We start from the raw sequence: 24,290 nt of genomic DNA, 5'->3' as shown, positions 1-24,290 counted from the left end.
ATGCACTCACTATTGATCGTTTTATTTGGTATCGCAGGCATGAGCTTCGGCTGGTTTGTATATTCCAAATTCATCGCCACCAAAATCTTCCGGCTCGACCCTGATTTTGTCACTCCTGCACATGAGCTAGAGGACGGCATAGACTATGTCCCGACCAATAAATACGTCTTGTGGGGCCATCATTTCACTTCTGTGGCCGGCGCTGCGCCCATTGTAGGTCCGGCAATCGCAATCTATTGGGGCTGGGTACCCGCGGTGTTGTGGGTGGTGTTCGGCACGATATTTTTCGCTGGCGTTCACGACATGGGAGCTCTCTGGGCCAGTGCACGACACAAAGGCAAATCTATGGGAGCCTTGTCGGAATCAGTCATCGGCAAAAAAGCGCGATTGTTATTTATGGCAGTGGTGTTTTTAGTGTTGCTGATGGTTAACGCGGTTTTCGGCGTTGTCATTGCAAACTCTTTTGTCGGCACTCCGGGTGCCGTGTTTCCCGCTTGGTCAGCGATCGTTGTGGCGCTAATCATCGGACAATTAATCCATCGCAAATTCAATTTAATTGCACTTATTGTTCTTGGCGTCATTGCTTTGTATTTTTCAATTTACGTTGGCAGTGAGCTTCCCCTCGAATTGCCTGATCAAATGTTTGGCTTAACGCCAAACGCGAGCTGGATAATTATTTTATTTGTCTACGCAGCTATTGCGTCATTGTTGCCGGTGTGGATGCTGTTACAACCGAGAGATTTTATTAACGGCATGCAACTTTTGGTAGGCTTGGTATTAATGTACGGCTCAGTATTTTTGTTTATGCCGGACATCACCGCACCTGCTTTTAATGATCAGCTTGCAGAAGGTACGCCGAGTATATTCCCCCTACTCTTCGTTACCATCGCTTGCGGCGCAGTTTCCGGGTTCCACGGCATTGTTTCTTCCGGCACGAGTTCAAAACAATTAAACAAAGAAACGGATGGTCGCTTCGTTGGTTATCTTGGTGCGGTTGGAGAAGGTTCTCTAGCGTTGATCACAATTGTAGCCGTGAGCAGCATAGCCTTGGCCTCTTCACCCGAACAATGGCGTGAAATTTATTCCAGTTTTTCCGCCGGCGGTGCTGGGAAATTTATTGAAGGCGGCGCAAATATGGTGAACGCTGGCTGGGGTATTCCCGTCGAATTCGCAACAACCTTATTGGCGGTGATGGTAGTTTTATTTGCCGGCACCACAATGGATTCTGGTGTTCGCTTGCAACGTTACATTCTCCAAGAATGGGGCGAAATTTTTAATATCGGTGTTTTGAGAAACGGTTTAGTCGCAACCCTCATTGCTGTTGGCACTTGCCTATTACTTGCCTTCGGCGCCGGTGGTTCTTCTGGAACAGGTGGCATGAAAATCTGGCCATTGTTTGGCGCAACCAATCAGATTCTCGCCAGCTTAACGCTATTAGTGTTATCGGTTTATTTAATTAAATTGAGAAGACCTGCTTACTACACATTAATACCGATGGTATTTATCTTGACCATGGCATTTATTGCAGGCCTTATTCAGTTAGTTGACTTTTATCGACAAGGGAATTGGTTGCTGGTTGCTATTGATATCATTGTATTAGTCGTCAGTATTTTGGTCATTCTAGAATCTATTTCTGTGATCTTAAAAGTTAAAAGAGAGAAAGACGGCGAAACTACTGCTGGTGTTTCGGAAAGTTAATTCGCGGCATACCAGCTATTTTTATAAATAGACTCAACTGAAAAAAGCGCTACTCCTCGGAAGTTAGCGCTTTTTTTGTGCTGATTGGATATCAAATTTTCCGGGTACTATTAGGAAACAGACGCAAAATACATTGTTTTTAAGCAAACTGAATTGATAAGATGCGACAGATTATAAAATTAATTGCTAAACCCAACTGCCTAGTGTTGAATTCGAAGCCGCTCGAATAATAATTAATCGATTTTCATTCGCTAATTATGGAGTCAATAACATGCCAGGGATATTTGTTAGTTACCGCAGATCAGGCACCAGTACCACCACATATCGCTTAGTCGACGATTTACGCAGAGCGTTTGGGCCGGAACATATTTTTCTCGATGTAGAATCAATTGATCCTGGCATCCCATTTGCTGAAGCAATAAAGCTATCCCTCGCTAAAAGCTCTGTTGCACTCATAATGATTGGCCCTGAATGGGCGACGGTGAAAGATGATGCGGGAGAACCAAGGCTGCAAAATCATGACGACTGGGTTAGACAAGAAGTCAGAGCAGCATTAGCGGCAAACTCAAGAGTTATTCCTGTCTTAGTGCAAGGTGCGAAAATGCCCTTAGCGAGTCAATTACCTGAGGATATGCGTGGCCTTACTGAATTAAACGCTTTCACCCTGCTGCCATCACAAACCCATTGGTCTTTCGACGTTAATCGACTAATAGAAAATATAAAACGAGCTGATCCCAACCTGGCCAAGACTGATGTCCCACCAACTCCTCGTCCAAATCCCGCGCCACCGGCGCCCGCACCAAAACACTATAGCTACAAAGTTATTAGTGGCTTGGCCTTACTTGTCTTAGTCTTGTTAGCCTCGACTGAAGGTTGGGATGATGCAGGAGAGATACTCTTCGAGTGCCTCATTCTTGTTGTCGGTGCTGGTTTATGTATTGCCGGACTAATAGATATAAACAAGGGAAAAACCACAGGTTTTAAAGGCGCGATTACGGGTATCTCAATAAACAGTATCGCAGCGGTGTGCTATTTAATCGGATCTCTCATCTTTTCAATGTCCGGTGGTTACGACACATATAACGAATTAGATTATTCAAATAACTCCAGCCAACTACTACAAAACCAAACCATTAACACGGGTAACCTGAACGGTACCTGGGTCTCACCAACCTCAACAATACAAGTCACTCATAATGGCAACAATTTTTCTTTCATCGACATCAATGCATTTGGCGCGCAAGTTGGTAGCGGACAGGGAAATATTCAAAATGGTTCGCTCCAGTTTCAATATTACAATAGCCTTTTCGACTCAAGCTTTAACGGCACCGGTACTGCAAACAATAATGCATTGTATTTCGAATTGTTTGAACCAAATTCCGGGCAAAGAATTCCTATCACTTACTATAGACAATAATTTACGCCGCTCATGACAGGGACATCTCTAATTCGATGTTAAAAAAATATATAAAAAAACAAGTCGTTAATGCGACGCGAATTACACTTCCCAGTTGTGAGATAAGTTATGAAAAATGGGGCGGAAAACAAGCCGCCAAGAGCGGTGACTGGATCGTCCAAAGTACCGATGATAGCTATACAGTCGAAGCAGAGAGCTTTAAAAATACCTATCAGCACATTAAAGCGAACCAATATAAAAAAGTAACACCAGTATGGGCTGAAGTTGCAGACGTAAACGGAAAAATCTCGACCAAAGAAGGAACATCTGATTATTCGCCCGGTGATTACCTGGTGTATAACAATGAAAACAGAACCGACGGATACGCTGTAAAAAAACAAGACTTCGAATCAAATTATCAAACGATGGAAAGCGAAACAATGGAATTACAGGCGGAAGACTACTTAAAGCAACGTGTAGAAGACCAGATAAATTGGTATGACAAAAAATCCTCTCTAAACCAACATCGTTTTAAACGATTACAAATGTTGTCGATTATCTTCGCTTCGTGTATTCCATTATTAACCGCAATAAGCTTCAAAGAATATGATACGGTATTTCGTTTTATTATTGCCCTACTTGGTACATTGATAGCGATAATTAGTGGTTTTTTAAGTTTAAACAAATTCCAAGAAAACTGGGTAGAATATCGAGCTTGCGCAGAATCATTGCGGCGTGAAAAATATTTATACCTAACACGGAGCGGACCTTATGCAGAAGATGAGGAAAATCTTTTCGCCTTATTGGTCGAACGCTGCGAAGGCATCATGACGAATGAACAACTTGGCTGGATGAAAACGGCTTACCCGCAGAGTCCCGCTAAAAAGAAACCTGAAATGCCGAAATAATAAACGAAAATCATCAAAGATAAAAAAGGCGTCATTGGTAGACGCCTTTTTTATATTGTTGAAAAAATGTGTTTGGTTACGACTAAGGTAGTAACTGCCCGCCATCAACATCGATATTCGTGCCCGTCACATAATCGGCAGTCATTAAATAAATAATCGCACCAGCCACTTCTTCTGGTGTACCTGGTCGCTTAATCGCTTGCTCCGCGGTCATTGCCATTAAGCGCTGATCTTTTTCGGCTCCCATCCAACTATGCATCGTTGTATCGATTGCCCCCGGTGCGACAGTATTAATTCGAACCGGCGCAATTTCCGGAGCAATGGCTCGACACAGTCCCTCGACCGCATTACCAACACAACTAATAGACGACATGCCTGGTTTACATTTTCGCGCCGGAGTACCGCTCACTAAGGTGATTGAACCCTGCTTGGAAAGGTAAGGAAACCCTGTTCTTACCAAGTTGGTGTAACCCCAAAATTTTCCAAAGGCTTCCGAAAACTGTTCAGCGGTTTGTTCGACAAAAGGCGCGATGGTTCGGTTTGCACCGGTAGCATTACCAACCAAGTGATCAATAGTTCCGACTTTTTCAAATACTGCTTTTAAAGAATCGGTATCGTGAATATCTACGGAAGCAAACTCTACATTCGCGGGAGAGATTTTTTTTGCTTCATCGATATATTTTTGTGAACGCCCCAAAGCCCAAACATTTGCACCTTGTTCTGCGGCGAGTTTTACGATTCCGTAACCAATCCCCGACGTTCCACCAACTACAACAATATTTTTATTTTTTAAATCAGACATATTCTCACCATTTATTAACAATAAAAAAATTAAAACCTACAATTTATTCCGAAACACTTCGTTTATTCCGGCAAAGAAAACACATAAAGTGCGTTGCCTCGATTCGGCGGACGAATTTCCGGTGTCACAACGCGAGGTACAGTTCTAGGGCTCGTACCTCCAACTGCGGCAGTCACCGCAATATACTGCTTGCCATCAATCGCAAATGATACGGGAAAACCCTGCACGGAAGTACCCAAGCGAGTTTGCCAAAGTAACTCTCCCGTCTTAACATCGTAAGCACGAAAATACCGATCAAGATCTCCGACAAATACCAGTCCCCCGGCTGTTGATAAAGTCCCCGTTAAAAAAGAGGCACGCTGTTCTACGCTCCACAGTTCTTCCAAGGTATCAACATCAAATGCAGAAAGTTTTCCGAGGTTGCCATCACTACCCGGCATCTCGAAAAACCGGCGACTCGCCGCTAGGCCACCGGAACCCTCTTTCAACTCAACAGCACGGGCTGCATTTTCAAAGCACGCTTGCACTAAAGGGCTGACTAGAATTCCAGCGTCGGGATTATAACTCATTGGATGCCAGTCTTTACCGCCTGCGCTACTTGGACAAGCCGAAACCCACTGATCAATTTTAGCCTCCGCAATATCCTTCCGATACGTTACCGCGCCGGTTTTTGCATCGATATTATCGAAAACATTTTGGAACAAGGTTTCTTTATGTTTTAAAAATTTTCCATCTTCACGATTATTCTTCCAGAGGATTCCGTGTTTACCCAGGGAATAAACAAGTTTTTCGCCTTTACGATCAATTAACACCCGCTCAAATGATTCATCCAGATCAAGCGCTTCACCAGGTACATGCTGAAAATGCCACACTAAACTACCATTGGAGGCATTTAGAGCAATGGTTGCATTGGTATACAAAGCATTATCATCGATCGACATGTGACGACTGACCGGCACCCAAGGTTTTGCTTGAGATGGTGCCCAATAAGTAAGATTTAGCTCAGGATCATAGCTGCCGGTTATCCAGGTTTCGCCACCGGCGCGAAACATGTTGTCGAGACCTCCCCAGGTATCACCACCTGGCTGATCAGCTTGTGCCAGCGTTTCAAACTTCCACACTAACTCTCCCGTGTTGGCGTTATAAGCGCTTACAAAACAACTTTCATCATCGTAACGCGCACAACCCGCCAACCCTTGAATCACTAAACCGTTGGCTACAATTGGTCCACTCGAATTCGCAAAGCCTTTGCTCGAATCTGCGATACGCGTTTCCCAAATTAATTCACCATTTTTAGCGTTGAGTGCCAGCAATCGAGCATCGGTGGTTGCATGAATTATTTTGTCTTCAAAGATTGCAATGTTACGCATATCTTGGTTATCAGAAGGACCGGACCAGTGCTCCCAAATTAACTCGCCGTTCTTTCCGTCAATTGCCTGGATAACATTGCCTGGGTTAATCAAATAAATAACACCGTTATAAACCAGTGGTGAGGGTTCTGAATTGCCTTCATGCATTTGCGAAACCCATTCCAACTGCAAATTTTTTACCGTGTTTTTATTAATTTGATCTAAAGCACTGTAACTCCACGCTTGATAATTACCTCTTACCATCAACCAATCCGCGGGACTTGGATTGCGCAGTTGCTCATCTGAAACCGTTTTAAAATTCTCAACCTCCCCCTTTACGATGACACCTAAGGGGGCGGTCGCTGCCGCTAAAGCATCAGCACTGGAAGGTAAATTTGAAAATAGATATTCGGATTCAGCACTTAAAGCTTGGGAAGTACTTTTAACCCCGTTGCTCTGTAAAACATATGCAACGACCTCACGATAATTATTATCATTGAGCGTGGCGTTTCCACCTGGCGGCATTGAAGTACTTATAAGACTAATTAAATCTTGTATGTTGCGCTTTCCCCAACGACTAGCGAACACCTCGCCTTGTAAGGTCGGAGCAGATTCAGAACCCGCTAGATTATCACCATGACAAGCAGAACAATTTGTTTGGTAGATTCTTCTTCCCGCTAAGGCCTGATCATCCGAATAACTGACAACAGCGTTGGTTACCTGAGAACTACTATTATTCACGACGCTTTTATTTTCAGAGCCAGCACAAGATATAAACAGCGCTGATGAAATTAAAATTGACGGAAGAAAAATTTTGTTCAAAGAGTTATTCATTGTTATCGCCTTCCGTTTTTAACAACCAACCACGTAAGTTTCCCTCTGGCGCAACGTCGCTATGAATCTGGATGTAAAGACCGTGTTCGTGCAAACGCGTAATTTGCTCTGCATTTAAATTAACCTGCGCTTTAATTTCACCAAAACTCGCCGCGCTAATGTCCAGTTTAATTATCGCTGGACCAGGAATTGCCAACTCACCCATATGAATATTAGCCTCGCTAGCAAGGCCACTAAGCCCTTTAAAATCCCCTCGAATCGTTAATTGAGGCCCTTTCAGTATCGCTTCCACATTCCCTGAGCCGGTGATTTTATCAACCGTCCTAAGCGTGACGGGCAATGGTGACAAGCGCGCAGAAAAAATGCTTTCTGCATTGACCGATAAAGATAATGTTAGGCAGAAAGCTATCATTGAAGAGGAGAATAAACACCAGGATATTGAAGAGTATTTACCGGGCTTAATTTTCATCATTATTCTTCTTATTTAATTAAGATAATTTGATTCTAATTAATACCTTCAACACACATCGAAACTAAGTGAATCGATACTATCGGATGAAGGTCAACAGCCGAGAGATTATTACATACTTGGCTAAGGATATAGCCTGGATTGCTAACAACTTGGATGATTCTCAAAAAAAAGCGCTTTTTCCGCTGGTTTTTATCTGCGCTTAGTAAACATGTGTTAAGGAAATAATGGCAATTCAATGCCCGCACAGTATTTTACAAAAACTTACGTCGCTATCTCCTTCTCACACGCTATTAAACCTTAATTGCATTTCTTGCCATGGCAAAACACTGTAAACTCGCGGCCTCAAAATACGTGATACGCCTTTAATGCCAAGCTTATAAAAACGCTTTCGCGTTGTCTGGAGAAGCGCTTGTTCAATTTCAATCGGAATAAATTATTCACCCCTTCCGCGCTCGCCATTCTGGCTTTTTTTATGTCCACAAGTGCCTCTTTGAGTCACGCTAGCTCAAGCAATGTTGAACGCGGTGAAGCTGTTTTTCAATCTCATTGCTCGCGTTGCCACCTGCCCTTAGAAATGCAAACCAGAATCAAAACGATGTGGGCCGGTCGTACTGCTGAAGAATTTTATCAAAAAATAAAAACCACGATGCCTGGCGAAACTCCCGGCGCACTAAAAAACAGCGAATATTTAGATGTCGCCGCATACATATTAAAAGTTGGTGACGTTGTACTCCCTGTGCAAGAAATTACCACTCAAGATTTAGCCCAAATCGCGATTGTTCCAGCCGCCAAACAAAATGCCCAAGATACGTCTGCGAATACCCACTGGGAACATTTTAACGGCACGCTTGCGGCAACTCGCTATTCCGAGCTTGAGCAAATCAATAAAGACAATGTTCACAAACTGAAGGTCGCCTGGTCTTTTCCAGCGGGAATTTTTGGCCCTTCACCCGAATTTAAAAATACGGCTTCGCCAATTGCCATTGATGACACCCTTTACCTCACTGCAGGCTCGACGCGAAACGTCGTGGCCATCGATGCTGGCAATGGCCAATTGAAATGGATGTGGAGTCCAAACGAAGGAGAGCGTTTCGAAAAAGCAGCACGACCGGGCTCAGGTCGCGGCGTCGCATTTTGGCGTGATGGCGCTCTAAAACGTATTTTCACCGTTACCCCCGGCTATCACCTGGTCGCGCTAAACGCAGAAACCGGCTCGCCAGATCTAGGTTTTGGCGCTGGTGGCTGGGTAGATTTACAAAAAGGTTTACGATTAGGCAAAGGTCGTGATGATCTTGATATCGGCTTGTCCGTGCCGCCCTTGGTGGTGAACGATGTCGTGATTGTCGGCGCTGCCCACCTCGTTGGATTTCGACCACCCTCCGCTTCTAATGTTAAAGGTGATGTTCGGGGCTTTGACGCTCGAACTGGCAAACTACTTTGGACCTTTAAATCCATCCCTGAAAGTGGCCAACCCGGCTCTGAGACCTGGTTAAATGGCTCTGAAAAATACACAGGTAATGCGGGTGTCTGGGCGCCAATGTCTGCAGACCCTGAACTGGGGCTCGTATACCTGCCTATCGAATCGGCCACTGGCGATCGTTACGGTGGTGATCGTCCCGGCAACAATCTCTATGCAAACAGCCTTGTTGCCCTCGACATTAAAACGGGCAAGCGACGGTGGCATTTTCAAATTATTCATCACGACATTTGGGATTGGGACAACCCCAATGCGCCAATTTTGGCAGACTTACCTGACGGTAAAAAAATCGTAATCCAGCTAACTAAACAATCATTTGCCTATGTATTTAATCGCGAAACCGGGGAGCCAATATGGCCCATAGAAGAAAAACCGGTTCCTCAAACTGACGTTCCCGGAGAGTGGACTTCAGCGACGCAACCCTTCCCCACTAAACCAGCGGCGTATGATCGCCAAGGAATCAGTGAAGCAGACCTAATCGATTTCACTCCAGAATTATTTGCTGCCGCAAAGAAAGCAGTTAAACCCTTTCGGATGGGTCCTCTTTTTACACCACCCTCGTTAGGAAAAGCTCCAGACGGCACTCGCGGCACATTGAGCTTGCCATCTGCCACCGGTGGCACCAATTGGGAAGGCGGTGCTTTCGACCCTGAAACCGGCAATCTTTACGTACCCTCTTTCACCGAGGTCTCGCTCCTGGCTTTAACCAACGACCCTCGCGCTTCAAGTATCGATTTTATTTATGGTGGCGGCGGCCGAATTCCTAAGATCAAGAACTTGCCACTGATTAAGCCACCCTGGGGAAGAATCACCAGCATCGATTTAAATTCTGGCGATCACAATTGGTGGATTGCCAATGCAGACACGCCTGAAGACATTGCGAAAAATCCTGCATTAAAAAATATTGAATTACCGCGAACAGGTACACCTACGCGTTCTGGCTTGTTACTGACGAAGACTTTGCTCTTCGCCGGAGAAGGCTGGGGAGGCACACCCGTATTTCGCGCACACGACAAAAAAACCGGAGAAATTCTCGCAGAAATTAATTTACCCGCCACACAGGCTGGCCAACCAATCACTTACAGCTACGATGGCAAACAATATATTGTCATGGCGATTGGTGATGGCAAATCTGCGGGTAACTTTATTGCGTTAACGTTGTCTGATTAGAAATTTTGAATTCTTTAGATGGGGCTCGCGAATAAATTGCTTTGCTCCCTTACATTTTTACAGGCGAATTCTCGACAATAAATTGACGATTAGAGCGTAGGAAATGTAAGGAACTGATAACGCATAAAATACGAAACTTTATTTTTCTCGATTGGAATCTACGCATAATTCTGCGGAAAGTTCAAAAGTAACGATATTTTCCAAGCAATACTTAAATCACTGGATAGCCTGCCCATAGCGCAGCATCAGCGGTGAAGGTTTTTACCTTAAAAAACACTACAATTACACATTCAACCTGAAAGAAGTATGGAGTCAATCAACATGAAGTTGTTGCGAATCATTGCACAAACCGCCGCATTATCGGGGCTAGTTATTACGGCGCCCTCCCTAGTTTGTGCAGAGGATGAGCTTTTCGAGCCTGTGGACGGCAAAACAAGTCCAACTGATGAATCGGCTCTGGACTCAACAATTACTTACCCTGCTTCATTTTTTGATCAGTACGAGCCTGTATCAGCAAGGGACATGCTAAATCGAATTCCCGGAATTGATTCTATTCTAGGCGGCGGTCGCGGTGGCAACGATCGAAGGGGGCTTGGCGCTGGCGGTGATAATATTCTTATTGATGGCAAACGTATTGCCGGTAAAGAAAACAGTGGCAGAGAGACGCTAGCGAGAATCGCAGCGAGCCAAGTTGATTATTTTGAAATTATCCGCGGCACATCTTCTGAACTTGAAGTCCGCAGTGCCGGCCCAATCGTCAACGTGGTAATGAAAGAAGGCGCAGGGCGTTCGAGCATCTCTGCTGAAATCAATGCGGATTACCATTCTATCGATGGTTATGTTCAACCCGGCGGTAAGATTTCTTTCGGCGGTCAATCAGGACGTTTCAATTACTTAGCGAGCCTAGATATTGAGCCTCGCTACCAAGCCGAAATTCGCAATGAAGAAAGTTTAATTGCTGACGCAAATGGCTTTATTGTGCCCAATGATACGCGAGAGGAAATTCGCACCCACGACGAAACCGAGTACAAGTTAAGTACCAATATTGGCTATGAGTTTTCTCCCAAAAGTACAATTCAGCTGAATGCCTTGTACCAAGTTAATGATCGACCAAGAGAAAACGAAATAACCATTGTTGACTTAACAACGCCAACGCCGGCCACAACCTCTGAACTTGAAGATAGAGAGTCTGAGCGCAACAAATGGGAAATTGGTGGGAATTATTCTTACAAATTAGATAATGGCGGAAAATATAATTTAATTTTCGTTATTAATGATTCTACGGACAACAATACAGAAGATCGCTTTGACGTTTTAACTACCGGCAACAGTAAGTACCTTTTCATTGAAACGTTTAATCGATCAAGAGAGAGAATTTTCCGCACCTCTTACAGCCAAGGTTTATCCGAGAATCAAGATGTCGAAGTCGGTATCGAAAGAGCGGAAACAATTCTAGATTCTTCTTTGAAATTAGGTCTTGAGAATTTAGGTACAATCCCATCAACGGCTTTTGGTGGTTTTAATATATGGCGATTAGATAACAATTCTATTGATGAAGTCCGCTATGAACCTTTTATAACTCATAACTGGCAATTAGCATCTAACATGGCCCTCGAAAGCACATTAGTTGTCGAGTATTCAGAAGTCACTCAACAAGGAAATCCGCCACAATACGCGAGTGGAGTTCTAGCGATAGAGACAGAAGGCGTCAACAAAAAATTCGATTTCATAAAACCGAAATTCGACTATCGCTATGACATTAGCCCGTCTCTGCAATTTCGCGCGACCCTCGAAAGAGATATCTCGCAACTTAATTTACGTGACTTCGTTCCTGAATCAAGTGGTGATCCGAACCGAAATATCACGGAAGGAAACTTCAACTTAGAACAAGAAAAAACCTGGAAATATGAATTTAATCTAGAATATCGTTTAGCAGATGACGCGGGTGTTTTGAACTCTAGAATTTTTTACCATGATATTGACGATGTCATTGACCTTGTCGATGTCACTCCCGCACCATCAGTAGCGGACCCGACACCCTTACTGACCTCTGCCAAAGGAAATATCGGTAAAGGCAAACGTTATGGCTTAGAGCTTAATTCGAGTATTCGATTAGGCTTCCTCGGCGTACCCGATGCTCTGGTAACTGCAGGTGCTTTTGTCCAAGACTCTGAAGTTACTGATCCATTTTTAGGTATTGATCGCCGCCTTGAGGGCGAAGGGCGAGGTAATGTCAGCATGGGATTTCGGCATGATGTCACACGCTGGAATCTGAGTTACGGTGGTAATTATCGTTACTTAATCCGCGGGAACAATACCACCATCGACATTGATCAAATTCGCCAGCGTGAAAGAGATCCGTTTTCTTCTTTGTTTATTGAGAAAGTCGCTTTTGGCGGGATCACTTTCCGCCTTGAAACAATGAATTTCTTAAATGGTGAACGATGCTTAAAACGAACTCGCTTTGTTGGCGCTACCGCTGACGGAGTTTTTGAAGAAGTCGAAAGCTCTTGTATAGGTGACGGTAGAAAAATTGCATTAAAAATACGCAGTAACTTTTAGCATATTAGATACTAAAATTAATCTATACGTTCAAAAAAGGCATCCAGTTGGATGCCTTTTTTGTTAGCTCTTTATATTTACAACTGAATTAAGCGCGTAAATTCTTCGCAACAAAACTCTGGATTACCTCCAGATCATTCGGCAAGACATCAAACTTTTCTGGCCTTGAAAACAAATCGGCCAAATGCATTGGCAATTCTGCAGTAGATTTGTATCCGGTTTTCTCTATAGCTTCCGGGAATTTCGCCGGGTGCGCTGTTGACAAGCAAATCACCGGGCCGTCAATGTCTCCACAAGTTTTACGTGCGGCGGCAATTCCGATTGCCGTGTGGGGATCTGCTAAATATTCGCTGCCTTTTAAAATTTCGCTAATCGCCGCAACGGTCTCTTTGTCGTCAAGACGACAACTAACAAATAATTCGCGCGCTTTGTTCAGGGCCTCGTTACTCAAACTCATATGACCAGATTTAAAAGCTTCCATTAATTTAACGATCTCAGCACCATCACGATCATACAAATCAAACAACAAGCGCTCAAAATTACTAGACACCATGATATCCATGCTGGGTGATAAAGAGTGTACCAACTGCTGCTTACTATGATCATTGGCACTGATGCAGCGATGCAAAATGTCGTTGGCATTAGTGGCAATGACTAAGCGCTCAATTGGCAAACCCATTTTGCTGGCAAGATAGCCCGCAAAAATATCACCGAAATTTCCAGTGGGTACAGAGAAAGTCATTTTACGATGGGGAGAACCCAAAGCGACTCCCGCATAAAAGTAATAAACGATCTGCGCCATGATGCGCACCCAATTAATTGAGTTCACCGCAACAAGTTGTCGGCCTTCAGGCAAAAAGGACTGGTCAGCAAAACTGGCTTTCAAGGCATTTTGACAATCATCAAAATTTCCTTCAATCGCCAAGGTATGAACGTTCGGCGCAATAACTGTAGTCATTTGCCGACGTTGAACATCAGACACTCTTTGATGAGGATATAAAACGAAAATATCGACATTGTCACAATGTCGACAACCTTCAATTGCAGCGGAACCGGTATCGCCAGAAGTCGCACCAATGATTGCAACTTTTTGATTGCGTTTCTCTAGCACGTAATCCAAAACACGCCCCAATAATTGCAAAGCGACGTCTTTAAATGCCAGCGTGGGACCATGAAAAAGTTCAAGCACCCATTCGTTGCGGGCAGTTTGGACTAAGGGAGTAATGGCATCATGACGAAATTCGGCGTAGGTTTCTGCAATTATTTTTTTAAAATCAGCATCTGGAATTTCACCGGCGACAAAAGGAGACATAATCGTAAAGGCGAGTTCTTCATAACTCATCTCTGCCATAGCTTCGATTTGCTCAACACTAAATTGCGGCAATTTTTCTGGGACATACAACCCGCCATCATTGGCAAGGCCCGTTAATAAAACGTCTTCGAATGACAAAGCTGGTGCCTGGCCTCGAGTGCTAATATATTTCACAGTTTTTCCTAGGATTCTATTTATTAATTTCTAAAAAATAAAAATTTAAACTAATGACTCAACGCGAATACTGACGACTTCACCTGCGACATGATCAAGCTTTTCGATGGCTTGAATTGCTCGCTTCATTTTGCCTTCAATAGCTCGGTTAGTTAGTAAAACTACCGGCACGTATTCAAGTTCGTCATCGGCCTCTTTTTGAATCAGCGCTTCGATACTAACACCCGCCTGACTTAGAATTTGCGTAATTTCCGACAATACACCTGGCTTATCCGCGAGATTGATACGCAAATAAAATGCAGTTTCAAGATCATCCATTGACTGAATTTTTATCGGGCTGACATAATCAGGTTCAAAACCGAGATGAGGCACACTAGGTGTCGCACCCAAGGCAAGCTCTCTGGCAATATCAACTATATCGGCAACAACGGAAGAAGCTGTCGGTTCAGACCCTGCTCCCGGACCGGAGTACAAGGTCGAGCCCACTGCATCGCCCATTACCATTACCGCGTTCATCACACCGTTTACGTGGGCGATTAAGCGCTTTTCCGGTATCAAGGTTGGATGCACACGCATTTCAACTTCATCGCCACGGCGGCGCGCCACACCCAAATGTTTAATTCGATAACCCAACTCTTTGGCGTTGGCTAAATCTTGGGGCTCAATTTTCGAGATGCCCTCAGTATAGATACGATCGAACTGCAGGGGCATACCGTAAGCTATGGATGCGAGGATAACGACCTTGTGAGCAGCATCAATCCCCTCCACATCAAATGTGGGATCTGCTTCTGCATACCCTAACTCTTGTGCCTGCGCGAGCACATCAGCAAACTCTCGGCCTTTTTGTGCCATCTCGGTGAGAATAAAGTTACCTGTGCCGTTAATAATTCCGGCGAACCATTCTATTCGATTGGCCACCAATCCTTCTCGGAGCACTTTAATAATTGGAATTCCACCGGCAACCGCCGCCTCAAATGCGACACAAACACCCCGCTCTTCAGCGGCACGAAATATTTCATTCCCATGTTCTGCAATTAACGCTTTATTAGCGGTAACAATGTGTTTACCGGCACTAATGGCTTCCAGGATTAATTCTTTCGCGGTGGTTGTTCCACCCATCAGTTCAACTAAGATTTGAACTTCTGGATCACGGGCAACGGCGAATACATCGCGGCTCACTTTAGTTGTGCCGGTATCACAATTTGGATTGTCACGACGTGAGCCAATATGAACGACTTTGAGCTCGCAACCCGCACTCGCTTCGATTTCGCGAATATTTCGTTGCAGTACATTGAAAGTACCGCTACCCACAGTTCCCAAGCCACAAATGCCAAGATTGACGGACTTCAAAATTTACTCCCAATTAAATCAAACAATAGTTGCAATGCTCGCAGCTCAGAACCTAGGTTGATCATTCAGATACTGAGGGATTCGCAAAAGGACGGCAAAGATACTGACACCGCAATTAGCTGTCAATTAACTTATTGGGCGGGTTTTGTTGAGGGTTTTTGGCGAGCGAGGAATCGAGGCTCGCAAAGACTAAATCACAGCTAGGGGATCAAAAATGCTTTTTTTAACGACTAAATAGCGCTGCCTTATTTATTTCACACCCAATATTTCAGCCAACTGTTCCGCAGGAACGTAACCACCGATCATCTTGCCATCTTCAGTCACCATATTCGGTGTTCCATTAACTCCGACTAACCCTCCCAATCGGTATTGAGCGGCGATCGGGTTATCGTCACAAACGGCGGTTTGAACTCGCTCTCGATTTTTTAATTTAGTGAGAGTCGCTTGAGGATCATTCGCACACCAGGCGGTCGCCAGTTTTTGAGAAGACTCTGAATTTATGCCGGCCCGCGGATAAGCGAGATAACGAACTTCTATTCCAAGATCGTTAATCTCGGCGATTTCTTGGTGTAATTTTTGGCAATAAGTGCAATCTACATCCGTAAATACGTGTACAAAGGCCTTGGTTTCACCCTTTGGTGAAAACACAATTTGCTGCTTCTTATCGATTGCGGCCATGATCGCGGCACGATCTTTTTCTCGCGCTTTTTCTTGTAGATTCACAAATTCACCGGGCTGAACACTGTATAAATCTCCCGCCACTAGGAATTTAGCGTCAGCGGAAACATAGAGAATAGGACCGTTTACAACTTGGACTTCGTAGAGCCCGGGGATTTGCGATTCTACCGGCGTGTTGTAGTTGAAATCAGGTCTTGATAAGCGAAGTTTGGCGATAATACGCCTGTGTATTTCTGCTGGGCTCTCAGTATTTTCCGCTTGTGTTTGGGATTCCTGGGGCGCTTGGAGAACCACTGAATTTGTCGCGACCTGAACACCTAAAGCATCGGGAAGAGTTAAGACTTGGCCCGGCTTAAGTCGGTTTATATCGCCACCCGCAAAGGCCTCAGGGTTTAGCGTATGAATATTGATGATTGTTTGCTGCAACGAGGCTTCAGGGGAAGGTAGATTTCGCAAGGCTATATCAGAAAGTGTATCGCCAGGTAACACAGTGTAGCTCCGAGCCTGTAATCCGTTCGCGAACATAAACGTCGACGAAGCAAACATGAGTGAAACAAACATCAAAGCAAAGCGATTTTTTCTGCGGCCAATCATGGTTACATCCATCTATACAATAAAAAAGTCAGGCAATTCTACCACCACAGTCCAGTAAATTAGGGCTTTAGGCCGTAAATTTGTGATAAGCGAGGTGCTCTAAGGGACAGTATAGACCGCCAGATTAAAGAGATTATCCCCGGGGGTGGTGAGCACTATGTAGGGCTTGCATACGGCTAGTCGCGACGTGAGTATAAATTTGCGTGGTGGAAAGGTCACTATGGCCCAATAGCAGCTGCACCACTCGTAAATCCGCGCCGTGATTTAGCAGATGAGTGGCAAAAGCATGCCTTAAAGTATGGGGCGATAATGGCTTGGTGATGTTCGCGACCTTTGCCCAGTATTTGATGCGGTGCCAAAAAGTTTGTCTGGTCATGACCAGACCTCTACGACTGGGAAATAAAATATTGCTACTCGAATCTTTCAACAATGAGGGTCGAGATTCTCGCAAATAACGAGTGATCCAAGTCATTGCTTCTTCACCCAAGGGGACGAGTCGTTCCTTGCTGCCTTTACCAAACACTCGAACCACACCTTGGCGTAAATTGACTTGCGCCAAGGTTAAATTAACCAATTCAGAAACACGCAAACCGCAGGCATACAAAATTTCTAACATAGTGCGATCGCGCAAGCCGAGCACATCATCCAGTTCTGGCGCAGCAAGCAAGGCTTCAACGTCCGACTCACTCAAGGATTTGGGTAATGGCTTGCCTAGCTTGGGGTTTTGGATATGGGCGGTAGGGTCTTCGTTGAGAATATTTTCACGAACTTGATAATGGTAAAAGCCGCGAATACAAGAAAGAAATCGTGAAGTGGAACGTGCCGACAAGCCTTGCTTAAGCCGTTTAGCCAAATGATCTTGCAGCGCCTTTCCATCAACAGACAGCAGGTTTAAGTCCACCTCAGCCATTGAGAGTGCGAACTGACTTAAGTCGCGACGATAAGATGAAATGGTATTTTTACTCAAACCCTTCTCTAACCAAATCGCATCTAAGTAACGGTCAATACATTGTACTTCGGCATCATCTAGGTTTTGCATTGGGCTACTGTAACGGAATAAGACTTAAGAAAGAAATAGTTCTTTAACCCTGAAATCTCTCTACCTTGCCAGCTTACTCAACCCAAAAATGCAAAAAATACAGATGGCGATTCAAATCTATGGCAAATCGTCGGCCATAAAAAAACCACAACGATATGTTGTGGTTTTTAAAAACGCTATTAACTTCATGAGAAATTAATAGAAAATAGCTAAACCTAAACTTAGTTGAGCTTTTCTTTAATTCGAGCTGCTCGACCAGTCAATTCACGCAAGTAGTACAACTTGGCTTGGCGAACATCACCGCGACGTTTCACTGCGATACTGGCAATCAAAGCGCTGTGAGTTTGGAAAGTACGCTCAACACCAACACCGTGAGAAATTTTACGAACAGTAAAGGCTGAATTCAAACCGCGGTTACGAATACCGATTACTACACCTTCGTAAGCCTGCAATCTTTCGCGGTCGCCTTCAATTACTTTTACCTGCACAACAACAGTGTCACCGGGGCTGAACTTTGGTAGATCAGTTTTCAATTGCTCGTTTTCAAGCTCTTGAATTAATTTGTTGGTCGCCATTTCCTACTCCTCACAAAACGTTTTTTATTAACGCTTTTATTCAACTGATTTTATCGGCAAAACCTTTCAATAAGTCTTTCAATCATTGAAAGGAAGATAAGCCAATAACATTTAATACAAACTGTTTACTCGTCTGCCGCCTCTAGAACTTGTAAAGCACGCAGCTCTTCGTCACTCAGTACTCGATTTACCATCAAATCCGGTCGCCGGATCTGCGTACGCCGAAGTGCTTGCCCTAAGCGCCATTGACGAATTTTTTCATGGTCTCCAGACATTAGAACGGCTGGGACTTTTTCACCCCGATACTCTTCAGGACGGGTGTAATGTGGGCAATCCAATAAACCTTCAACGAAGGAGTCTTGTTCCGCCGATTGTTCGTCGCCCAATACACCAGGTAACAAGCGGGCAACTGCATCTAAAATCACCATGGCGGGCAATTCGCCGCCACTCAATACGTAATCGCCAATTGACCATTCTTCATCAACTAACAACTGTATTGCTCGCTCGTCGATACCTTCGTAACGACCAGCAATAAAAATTAGTTTCTTTTGCTCTGCAAAATCTTGCGCAGCACGCTGAGAAAACTGCTGCCCTTGTGGCGATAAATAAATTACTTTTGCAGCTGCACTTTTTATCGGTTCTTTTTTTACAAGGTCGCTATCGCCTTGTTCATTTTCATCAAGCCATGCTTTCGCGGCTGCTACTGCCAAACGCAAAGGCTCAACCAACATCACCATGCCTGGGCCACCCCCATACGGGCGAGCATCGACGGTTTGATGCTTATCCTCAGTAAAATCACGAGGATTAAAATACTTGAACTCAATCACTTGCCGGCTTACGGCTCGACTCGTGACGCCATATTCCGTAATGGCTTTAAACATCTCTGGGAACAGGCTGATTATGGCGATGTTCATATCGCTTACCACTCCCCCGAATGTTAACTCTTGAGCTTTAAAACTCTGGATCCCAGTCAACAACGATTTGCTGTTTATCTAGCTCCACCGCAATGACAGACTGACCAGGCAAATACGGGATCAAACGTTCTTTATCATCAATTGCGTGTTGAGCATCGCTGGGATCGCCTTTGACAATCAATACGTCATTCGCGCCTGTTTCTAACATCCTTTCGACTTTGCCGAAGGGATATTCTTTGCCCTCAAAAAGACTGACAACCTGCAAGCCTTCCAATTGATGCCAGTAGTATTCGCCCTTAGCCAGACTCGGGAAGCAAGTCGACTCAACAACTATTTCTACTTTGGTTAGTTGCTTTGCGTCTTCTCTATCGTCGAAGCCCGCAAACTGACAAACAATGTTATTGCCCTGAATTTTACTATCGGCCAAAGGCATTGTTTTCAAGCCGTGGCGAGTCTTTAACTGCCAAGGCTGATAATCTAAAATTTTTTCTGGTGGAGAAGTATAAGAATGAATCTTGACCCAACCACGAACGCCATAAACGGCGCCAACCCTTCCAACCGTGATGCGATCACTCGTTTGCATCACCATGGGAGAACCTAGCGTTACGCTGCAGCTTCTGTTTTGGCTTCGGCTTTCAACAGACCAGCAACGCGCTCAGACAATTGAGCACCTTGACCAACCCAATATTGAATACGCTCATTATCAATACGAAGACGCTCTTCGTTGCCACGAGCAACTGGATTAAAGAATCCAACTCGCTCGATGTAGCGGCTATCGCGCGCGCGGCGGCTATCAGAAACCGTCAAATGATAAAATGGGCGCTTTTTAGATCCGCCTCGTGATAATCGAATAGTTACCATGGGTACCTTATTCCTGTCTGCTTTAGTATCGACATCTGCCGATAGATACATTTTTGACCTAAATTATCGCGCTTGTAATAGAGCACAGATAATCAATGCCATCTGAAATCTTGCCGAATGAGACCGATCAAACACCAGCCTACAAACTGAGCCGAAATCCCAAATATGAATATCCGGGTTCTCGGAGGCGCGACATTGTACGGGAATCACCCAAGCATGTATAGCCCGGCTGACATGGATTTTACTAGCTTTTTGAGGGGGTGATTTGTTCGCTTATCGTCCAAATCCAGGAGGAAGACCGCCGCCACCGCCCATCATTCCTTCCATTCCTCGCATCATTTTTGCCATCCCACCGCCTTTCATCTTCTTCATCATTTTCGCCATCTGCTTGTGCTGCTTAAGCAAGCGATTGAGATCTTGAAGCTGAGTACCGGAACCTTCAGTGATACGCCGCTTGCGAGAGCCATTGAGAATGTCAGGATTACTGCGCTCTCCAGGGGTCATGGAGTTAATGACGGATTCCATTTTCTTGAATTGGCTAGTGGCGTTTGCTTGTTCCATCATTTCAGAAACGTTACCCATGCCGGGTAATTTTTCCAACATTGAACCCATACCACCCATGTTTTGCATTTGCTGTAGCTGATCTCGCAAATCTTCAAGATCGAATTTCTGGCCTTTTTTAACTTTAGAGACCAGCTTTTCGGCCTTGGCCTTATCAAGTTTTTGCTCCACCTCTTCAATCAGTGAAAGCATGTCCCCCATACCAAGAATTCGGCCCGCCAGGCGATCGGGATGAAAGGGCTCTAAAGCGTCAACCTTCTCCCCGACCCCCAAAAACTTAATCGGCTTACCGGTAACGTGGCGCACGGACAAGGCCGCACCACCGCGAGCGTCGCCATCAGCTTTAGTAAGAATAACGCCGGTTAGCGGCAGGGCTTCGTTGAATGCTTTGGCCGTATTAACTGCGTCTTGGCCGATCATCGCATCGATGACGAAAAGTGTTTCCGCAGGGTTGGTGGCTTTATGGAGAGCCTGGATTTCCGACATTAAGTTTTCATCGATGTGTAAGCGACCTGCAGTATCGACAATAACAACATCCTTAAATTGCTTTTTCGCGTGATCAATTGCGGCATTAGCAATATCAACAGGCTTTTGATCGCTGGTACTAGGGAAGCAATCAACTTCTATCTCAGCCGCTAAAGTTTGCAACTGCTCAATAGCCGCTGGCCGGTATACGTCAGCACTAACAACCAGCACATTCTTCTTTTCACGATCTTTTAAAAACCTCGCCAGCTTCGCGACCGATGTGGTTTTACCCGCGCCCTGCAAACCGGCCATTAAGATAACGGCAGGAGGCTTCACCGCCAAATCAAGAGACTCGTTGGCCTCACCCATTACACTAGTCAACTCCGACTCAACAATTTTTAGGAATTGCTGGCCAGGGCTAAGAGAGCGAGAGACCTCATGTCCCAAAGCACGTTTGCGGACTTGCTCGACAAAGGCTTTCACCACCGGTAAAGCAACATCCGCCTCCAGTAAGGCTTTGCGGACTTCTCGCAAGGTGTCTTGGATATTCTTGTCCGACAATCGCGCCTTGCCGACAACGGTCTTTAGCGATTTGGAGATTCGTTCAGATAAATTATCAAACATAATGCGTCCGCAGTGAGTCAATGAGCTTGAGTTCGTAAACCGGCCATTATACCGAAACACTCCCGGAACAAAAATGGCCCTTGCGGAGCACTTACCAACAAAATCAAAAGTCCGCGTGAAAATGGCCAATCTCTTCTATTTGCAGCGCCCTTATGACACACTCTTCCGCTGCTGTATTTCACTGGAATAAAGACTAAAACACGAGCGACAAAATCACCTCGAACTCAATTAAAGACACCGGACTTTTAGCAGACTAATTATGGCACCGCTCTTCAACTATCTTGCGTTAGCGATTTATCTCTTAGGAAGTGCTTACCTGGTGATTAATTTCGCCAATCAGCGCAGCGCAAAAAACCTACATGTAATCGTGATCACGCTTGTCGCGATGGTTTTTCATGTCGTGGGCGCTCAAGGTTTAATTATTGTCGATGAGGGATTTCACTTCGGCCTGTTTCAGCTACCGACCCTAATTTTTCTAGTGGTGAATCTTCTCGTCTTGTTGAGTGGCTTAAAGAAACAACTCTATAGCCTCTTCGTATTTTTGTTCCCGCTGTCAGCATTAGCGATTTTATTATCGGAGTTGGGCACCAGCCCCGTCACCCCAGTCGACGCGAGCGCGGCAAGTCATATCTTATTAGCGGTATTGGCTTACGGCATCCTAATCTTAGCGACGCTGCAAGCCCTTGTGTTGACCTACCAAGATCATCAACTTAAACACAAGCACGCAACCGGCTTAATCAAGCTGCTCCCGCCACTGCAAACCATGGAATCTTTATTGTTCGAATTGTTATGGATAGGGGAAATTCTACTTACCCTATTGATCATTTCGGGCTTAGTTTTTACCACGGATCTCATGGAGCAAAAGCTAGCTCACAAACTGGTGATCTCAATTATCGCTTGGTTGATTTACGCCGTATTACTTTGGGGTCGACACCAACAAGGTTGGCGTGGGAATAAAGCTGTGCGCTGGGCCATTGGTGGCTTTGCCACTTTACTTGTCGCTTATTTTGGGACTCGCTTTGTTTATGAGGTCATCCAAGAGCCTCAAGACTCAAACGCAACAAATGCGAGCACCTCATACACTGTGGAATCTCAATTATTAAAAGTTGCTAATTTGCCGGCAAGATTGCAAGATACTCATCCAATTTAGTCATACAGGTTACTCCCCCGTTGAACGATGCGCCGCTCGGCTGGCTGTTTGCCACTTTAGCCTTTCTGATATTTCTGTCCGCTTTTTTCTCTAGCTCCGAAACCGGGATGATGGCTTTGAATCGCTATCGCCTAAAACACTTGGTAAAAAAGAAAAACAAAGGCGCAATACGCGCAACCAAACTACTTAAGCGTCCGGACCGTTTAATCGGCGTGATTCTAATCGGTAACAACCTGGTGAACATTTTGGCCTCTGCAATTGCCACGGTCATCGCGTTGCGCCTATACGGCGATGCTGGAATCGCTATCGCTACAGTCCTTCTTACCCTGGTCATTCTAATTTTTTCAGAGGTCACACCTAAGACCATCGCCGCTCTATATCCCGAAAAAGTGGCCTTTCCAGCGAGCCTAATTCTCAAACCTCTGTTGAAGCTGCTTTATCCAGCCGTTTGGACAATCAACCACATTTCAAATTATCTCGCCCGACTAATCGGCATCGACCCATCAAATCATCACGGCCAAGAGCACTTACGCCCTGAAGAATTACGAACCGTGGTCGATGAAGCAGGCGACTTAATCCCCGATCAACATCAAGAAATGCTACTCAACATTCTCGATCTAGAAAAAGCGACGGTCGAAGACATTATGATTCCTCGCAACGAAGTTGAAGGCTTGGATCTCGATGAGGATATTCCAGAATTACTTAAGAAAATTCGCGCAAGTGAATACACTCGCTTGCCGGTTTACCAAGGCGACATCAACAATGTCGTCGGTATGTTGCATCTGCGAAATGTATCTCGTTTTATGTACGGCGATGACGGAGAGGTAACGCACGACGCAATAAAACGCTTTGCCCGCGATCCGTATTTCGTACCCATTAGCACCCAACTTCATACTCAATTAGTGAATTTTCAGCGACAAAAACGCCGCATCGCCATCGTTGTCGATGAATACGGTGATGTTCAGGGAATCGTCACGCTTGAAGATTTATTGGAAGAAATTGTCGGTGACTTCACCACGAATCTCGCGGAAGAAACCACACAAGACATTGTTAGCATTGGCGACGATTCTTATTTAATTGAAGGCAGCACCTCGATACGCGACATCAATCGCGGCTTGGAATGGGATTTACCCATCGACGGACCAAAAACATTGAATGGCATTATGATGGAATATTTAGAAAATATTCCTGATGGCAACACGAGTTTCCAGATTGGAAAATATCGATTCGAAACCGCGACCTTATCCGACAAAATGATTGAGCTTGCGAAAGTAAAGGCAATTGTTAGCGAAGAAAGTGTAAGCGAAGAAGAAGAACAGCACTAG

Annotated in this window: 19 protein-coding genes; 7 read left to right on the top strand and 12 right to left on the bottom strand. The window is 44.8% G+C overall.

Annotation, left to right across the window (positions count from 1 at the left end; translation table 11 throughout):
* The 3 genes from ACYUCY_RS12000 (at position 1) to ACYUCY_RS11990 (ending at position 4,002) form a co-directional block, all read left to right on the top strand.
* Positions 1–1,698, top strand: a complete 1,698-nt coding sequence (locus ACYUCY_RS12000) for a carbon starvation CstA family protein (protein ID WP_460226741.1) — start codon at positions 1–3, stop codon at positions 1,696–1,698.
* A 271-nt stretch (positions 1,699–1,969) separates the two neighbouring features.
* A complete protein-coding gene (locus tag ACYUCY_RS11995) occupies positions 1,970–3,115 on the top strand; it encodes a toll/interleukin-1 receptor domain-containing protein (protein ID WP_460226740.1) in 1,146 nt (381 codons plus the stop codon).
* A gap of 35 nt (positions 3,116–3,150) precedes the next feature.
* Positions 3,151–4,002 carry a DUF4231 domain-containing protein gene (locus ACYUCY_RS11990; RefSeq protein ID WP_460226739.1) on the top strand — a complete coding sequence of 284 codons (852 nt, stop codon included), beginning with the start codon at positions 3,151–3,153 and terminating at the stop codon, positions 4,000–4,002.
* Between the two features lie 82 nt (positions 4,003–4,084).
* Here the strand turns inward: ACYUCY_RS11990 and ACYUCY_RS11985 are convergent, their stop codons facing one another.
* From ACYUCY_RS11985 to ACYUCY_RS11975, 3 genes are all read right to left on the bottom strand, one after another.
* Positions 4,085–4,804 (bottom strand): SDR family NAD(P)-dependent oxidoreductase, encoded by a 720-nt coding sequence (locus ACYUCY_RS11985; protein ID WP_460226738.1) that lies wholly within the window; start codon positions 4,802–4,804, stop codon positions 4,085–4,087.
* A gap of 62 nt (positions 4,805–4,866) precedes the next feature.
* Positions 4,867–6,987: an outer membrane protein assembly factor BamB family protein gene (locus tag ACYUCY_RS11980; RefSeq protein WP_460226737.1), complete on the bottom strand. Its 2,121-nt coding sequence runs from the start codon at positions 6,985–6,987 to the stop codon at positions 4,867–4,869.
* The gene (locus ACYUCY_RS11975) at positions 6,980–7,459 is read right to left on the bottom strand and encodes a CHRD domain-containing protein (protein ID WP_460226736.1); all 480 of its coding nucleotides are present in this window, start codon (positions 7,457–7,459) and stop codon (positions 6,980–6,982) included. The genes ACYUCY_RS11980 and ACYUCY_RS11975 overlap by 8 nt, the downstream gene beginning before the upstream one ends.
* Before the next feature lie 472 nt (positions 7,460–7,931).
* Between ACYUCY_RS11975 and ACYUCY_RS11970 the strand changes: the two genes are divergently transcribed.
* Together ACYUCY_RS11970 and ACYUCY_RS11965 are read left to right on the top strand one after the other, a co-directional pair.
* Positions 7,932–10,106 carry an outer membrane protein assembly factor BamB family protein gene (locus ACYUCY_RS11970; RefSeq protein WP_460226735.1) on the top strand — a complete coding sequence of 725 codons (2,175 nt, stop codon included), beginning with the start codon at positions 7,932–7,934 and terminating at the stop codon, positions 10,104–10,106.
* A 321-nt stretch (positions 10,107–10,427) separates the two neighbouring features.
* Positions 10,428–12,668, top strand: a complete 2,241-nt coding sequence (locus ACYUCY_RS11965; protein ID WP_460226734.1) for a TonB-dependent receptor plug domain-containing protein — start codon at positions 10,428–10,430, stop codon at positions 12,666–12,668.
* 88 nt (positions 12,669–12,756) lie between these two features.
* On the opposite strand, the gene thrC is transcribed toward ACYUCY_RS11965, so the two are convergent.
* From thrC to ffh, 9 genes are all read right to left on the bottom strand, one after another.
* On the bottom strand, positions 12,757–14,154 hold the full coding sequence (thrC, locus tag ACYUCY_RS11960; protein WP_460226733.1) for a threonine synthase: 1,398 nt from the start codon (positions 14,152–14,154) through the stop codon (positions 12,757–12,759).
* A gap of 45 nt (positions 14,155–14,199) precedes the next feature.
* Positions 14,200–15,504, bottom strand: coding sequence for a homoserine dehydrogenase (locus ACYUCY_RS11955; RefSeq protein WP_460226732.1), 1,305 nt, complete (start codon positions 15,502–15,504; stop codon positions 14,200–14,202).
* Positions 15,505–15,753: 249 nt separating this feature from the next.
* On the bottom strand, positions 15,754–16,776 hold the full coding sequence (locus ACYUCY_RS11950) for a FimV/HubP family polar landmark protein (RefSeq protein WP_460226731.1): 1,023 nt from the start codon (positions 16,774–16,776) through the stop codon (positions 15,754–15,756).
* Between the two features lie 133 nt (positions 16,777–16,909).
* Entirely contained in the window at positions 16,910–17,815 is a 906-nt protein-coding gene (xerD, locus tag ACYUCY_RS11945; protein ID WP_460226730.1) for a site-specific tyrosine recombinase XerD, read from the bottom strand.
* Positions 17,816–18,036: 221 nt separating this feature from the next.
* Positions 18,037–18,390 carry a 50S ribosomal protein L19 gene (rplS, locus tag ACYUCY_RS11940; protein WP_460226729.1) on the bottom strand — a complete coding sequence of 118 codons (354 nt, stop codon included), beginning with the start codon at positions 18,388–18,390 and terminating at the stop codon, positions 18,037–18,039.
* A gap of 125 nt (positions 18,391–18,515) precedes the next feature.
* Positions 18,516–19,304 (bottom strand): tRNA (guanosine(37)-N1)-methyltransferase TrmD, encoded by a 789-nt coding sequence (gene trmD / locus ACYUCY_RS11935; protein WP_460226728.1) that lies wholly within the window; start codon positions 19,302–19,304, stop codon positions 18,516–18,518.
* A 37-nt stretch (positions 19,305–19,341) separates the two neighbouring features.
* Entirely contained in the window at positions 19,342–19,893 is a 552-nt protein-coding gene (gene rimM / locus ACYUCY_RS11930; protein WP_460226727.1) for a ribosome maturation factor RimM, read from the bottom strand.
* 14 nt (positions 19,894–19,907) lie between these two features.
* Positions 19,908–20,165, bottom strand: coding sequence for a 30S ribosomal protein S16 (gene rpsP / locus ACYUCY_RS11925; protein WP_460227078.1), 258 nt, complete (start codon positions 20,163–20,165; stop codon positions 19,908–19,910).
* A 273-nt stretch (positions 20,166–20,438) separates the two neighbouring features.
* A complete protein-coding gene (gene ffh, locus ACYUCY_RS11920; RefSeq protein WP_460226726.1) occupies positions 20,439–21,815 on the bottom strand; it encodes a signal recognition particle protein in 1,377 nt (458 codons plus the stop codon).
* A 259-nt stretch (positions 21,816–22,074) separates the two neighbouring features.
* On the opposite strand from ffh, the gene ACYUCY_RS11915 reads away from it, so the two are divergent.
* Together ACYUCY_RS11915 and ACYUCY_RS11910 are read left to right on the top strand one after the other, a co-directional pair.
* Positions 22,075–22,965, top strand: a complete 891-nt coding sequence (locus tag ACYUCY_RS11915; protein WP_460226725.1) for a cytochrome C assembly family protein — start codon at positions 22,075–22,077, stop codon at positions 22,963–22,965.
* Positions 22,966–22,985: 20 nt separating this feature from the next.
* Entirely contained in the window at positions 22,986–24,290 is a 1,305-nt protein-coding gene (locus ACYUCY_RS11910) for an HlyC/CorC family transporter (RefSeq protein ID WP_460226724.1), read from the top strand.

The sequence above is a fragment of the Aurantivibrio infirmus genome (assembly GCF_054767315.1).
This window is presented reverse-complemented; position numbering and strand designations above follow the sequence as displayed.

Bases quoted from the DNA above. Each gene is read 5' to 3' on its own strand.
- xerD (WP_460226730.1), bottom strand. From the start codon at position 17,815: ATGCAAAACCTAGATGATGCCGAAGTACAATGTATTGACCGTTACTTA.
- ACYUCY_RS11980 (WP_460226737.1), bottom strand. From the start codon at position 6,987: ATGAATAACTCTTTGAACAAAATTTTTCTTCCGTCAATTTTAATTTCA.
- ACYUCY_RS11985 (WP_460226738.1), bottom strand. From the start codon at position 4,804: ATGTCTGATTTAAAAAATAAAAATATTGTTGTAGTTGGTGGAACGTCG.
- rimM (WP_460226727.1), bottom strand. From the start codon at position 19,893: ATGGTGATGCAAACGAGTGATCGCATCACGGTTGGAAGGGTTGGCGCC.
- ffh (WP_460226726.1), bottom strand. From the start codon at position 21,815: ATGTTTGATAATTTATCTGAACGAATCTCCAAATCGCTAAAGACCGTT.
- ACYUCY_RS12000 (WP_460226741.1), top strand. From the start codon at position 1: ATGCACTCACTATTGATCGTTTTATTTGGTATCGCAGGCATGAGCTTC.
- ACYUCY_RS11990 (WP_460226739.1), top strand. From the start codon at position 3,151: ATGTTAAAAAAATATATAAAAAAACAAGTCGTTAATGCGACGCGAATT.
- ACYUCY_RS11915 (WP_460226725.1), top strand. From the start codon at position 22,075: ATGGCACCGCTCTTCAACTATCTTGCGTTAGCGATTTATCTCTTAGGA.
- ACYUCY_RS11970 (WP_460226735.1), top strand. From the start codon at position 7,932: ATGTCCACAAGTGCCTCTTTGAGTCACGCTAGCTCAAGCAATGTTGAA.
- rplS (WP_460226729.1), bottom strand. From the start codon at position 18,390: ATGGCGACCAACAAATTAATTCAAGAGCTTGAAAACGAGCAATTGAAA.
- rpsP (WP_460227078.1), bottom strand. From the start codon at position 20,165: ATGGTAACTATTCGATTATCACGAGGCGGATCTAAAAAGCGCCCATTT.
- ACYUCY_RS11975 (WP_460226736.1), bottom strand. From the start codon at position 7,459: ATGATGAAAATTAAGCCCGGTAAATACTCTTCAATATCCTGGTGTTTA.
- ACYUCY_RS11965 (WP_460226734.1), top strand. From the start codon at position 10,428: ATGAAGTTGTTGCGAATCATTGCACAAACCGCCGCATTATCGGGGCTA.
- ACYUCY_RS11950 (WP_460226731.1), bottom strand. From the start codon at position 16,776: ATGATTGGCCGCAGAAAAAATCGCTTTGCTTTGATGTTTGTTTCACTC.
- ACYUCY_RS11995 (WP_460226740.1), top strand. From the start codon at position 1,970: ATGCCAGGGATATTTGTTAGTTACCGCAGATCAGGCACCAGTACCACC.
- trmD (WP_460226728.1), bottom strand. From the start codon at position 19,304: ATGAACATCGCCATAATCAGCCTGTTCCCAGAGATGTTTAAAGCCATT.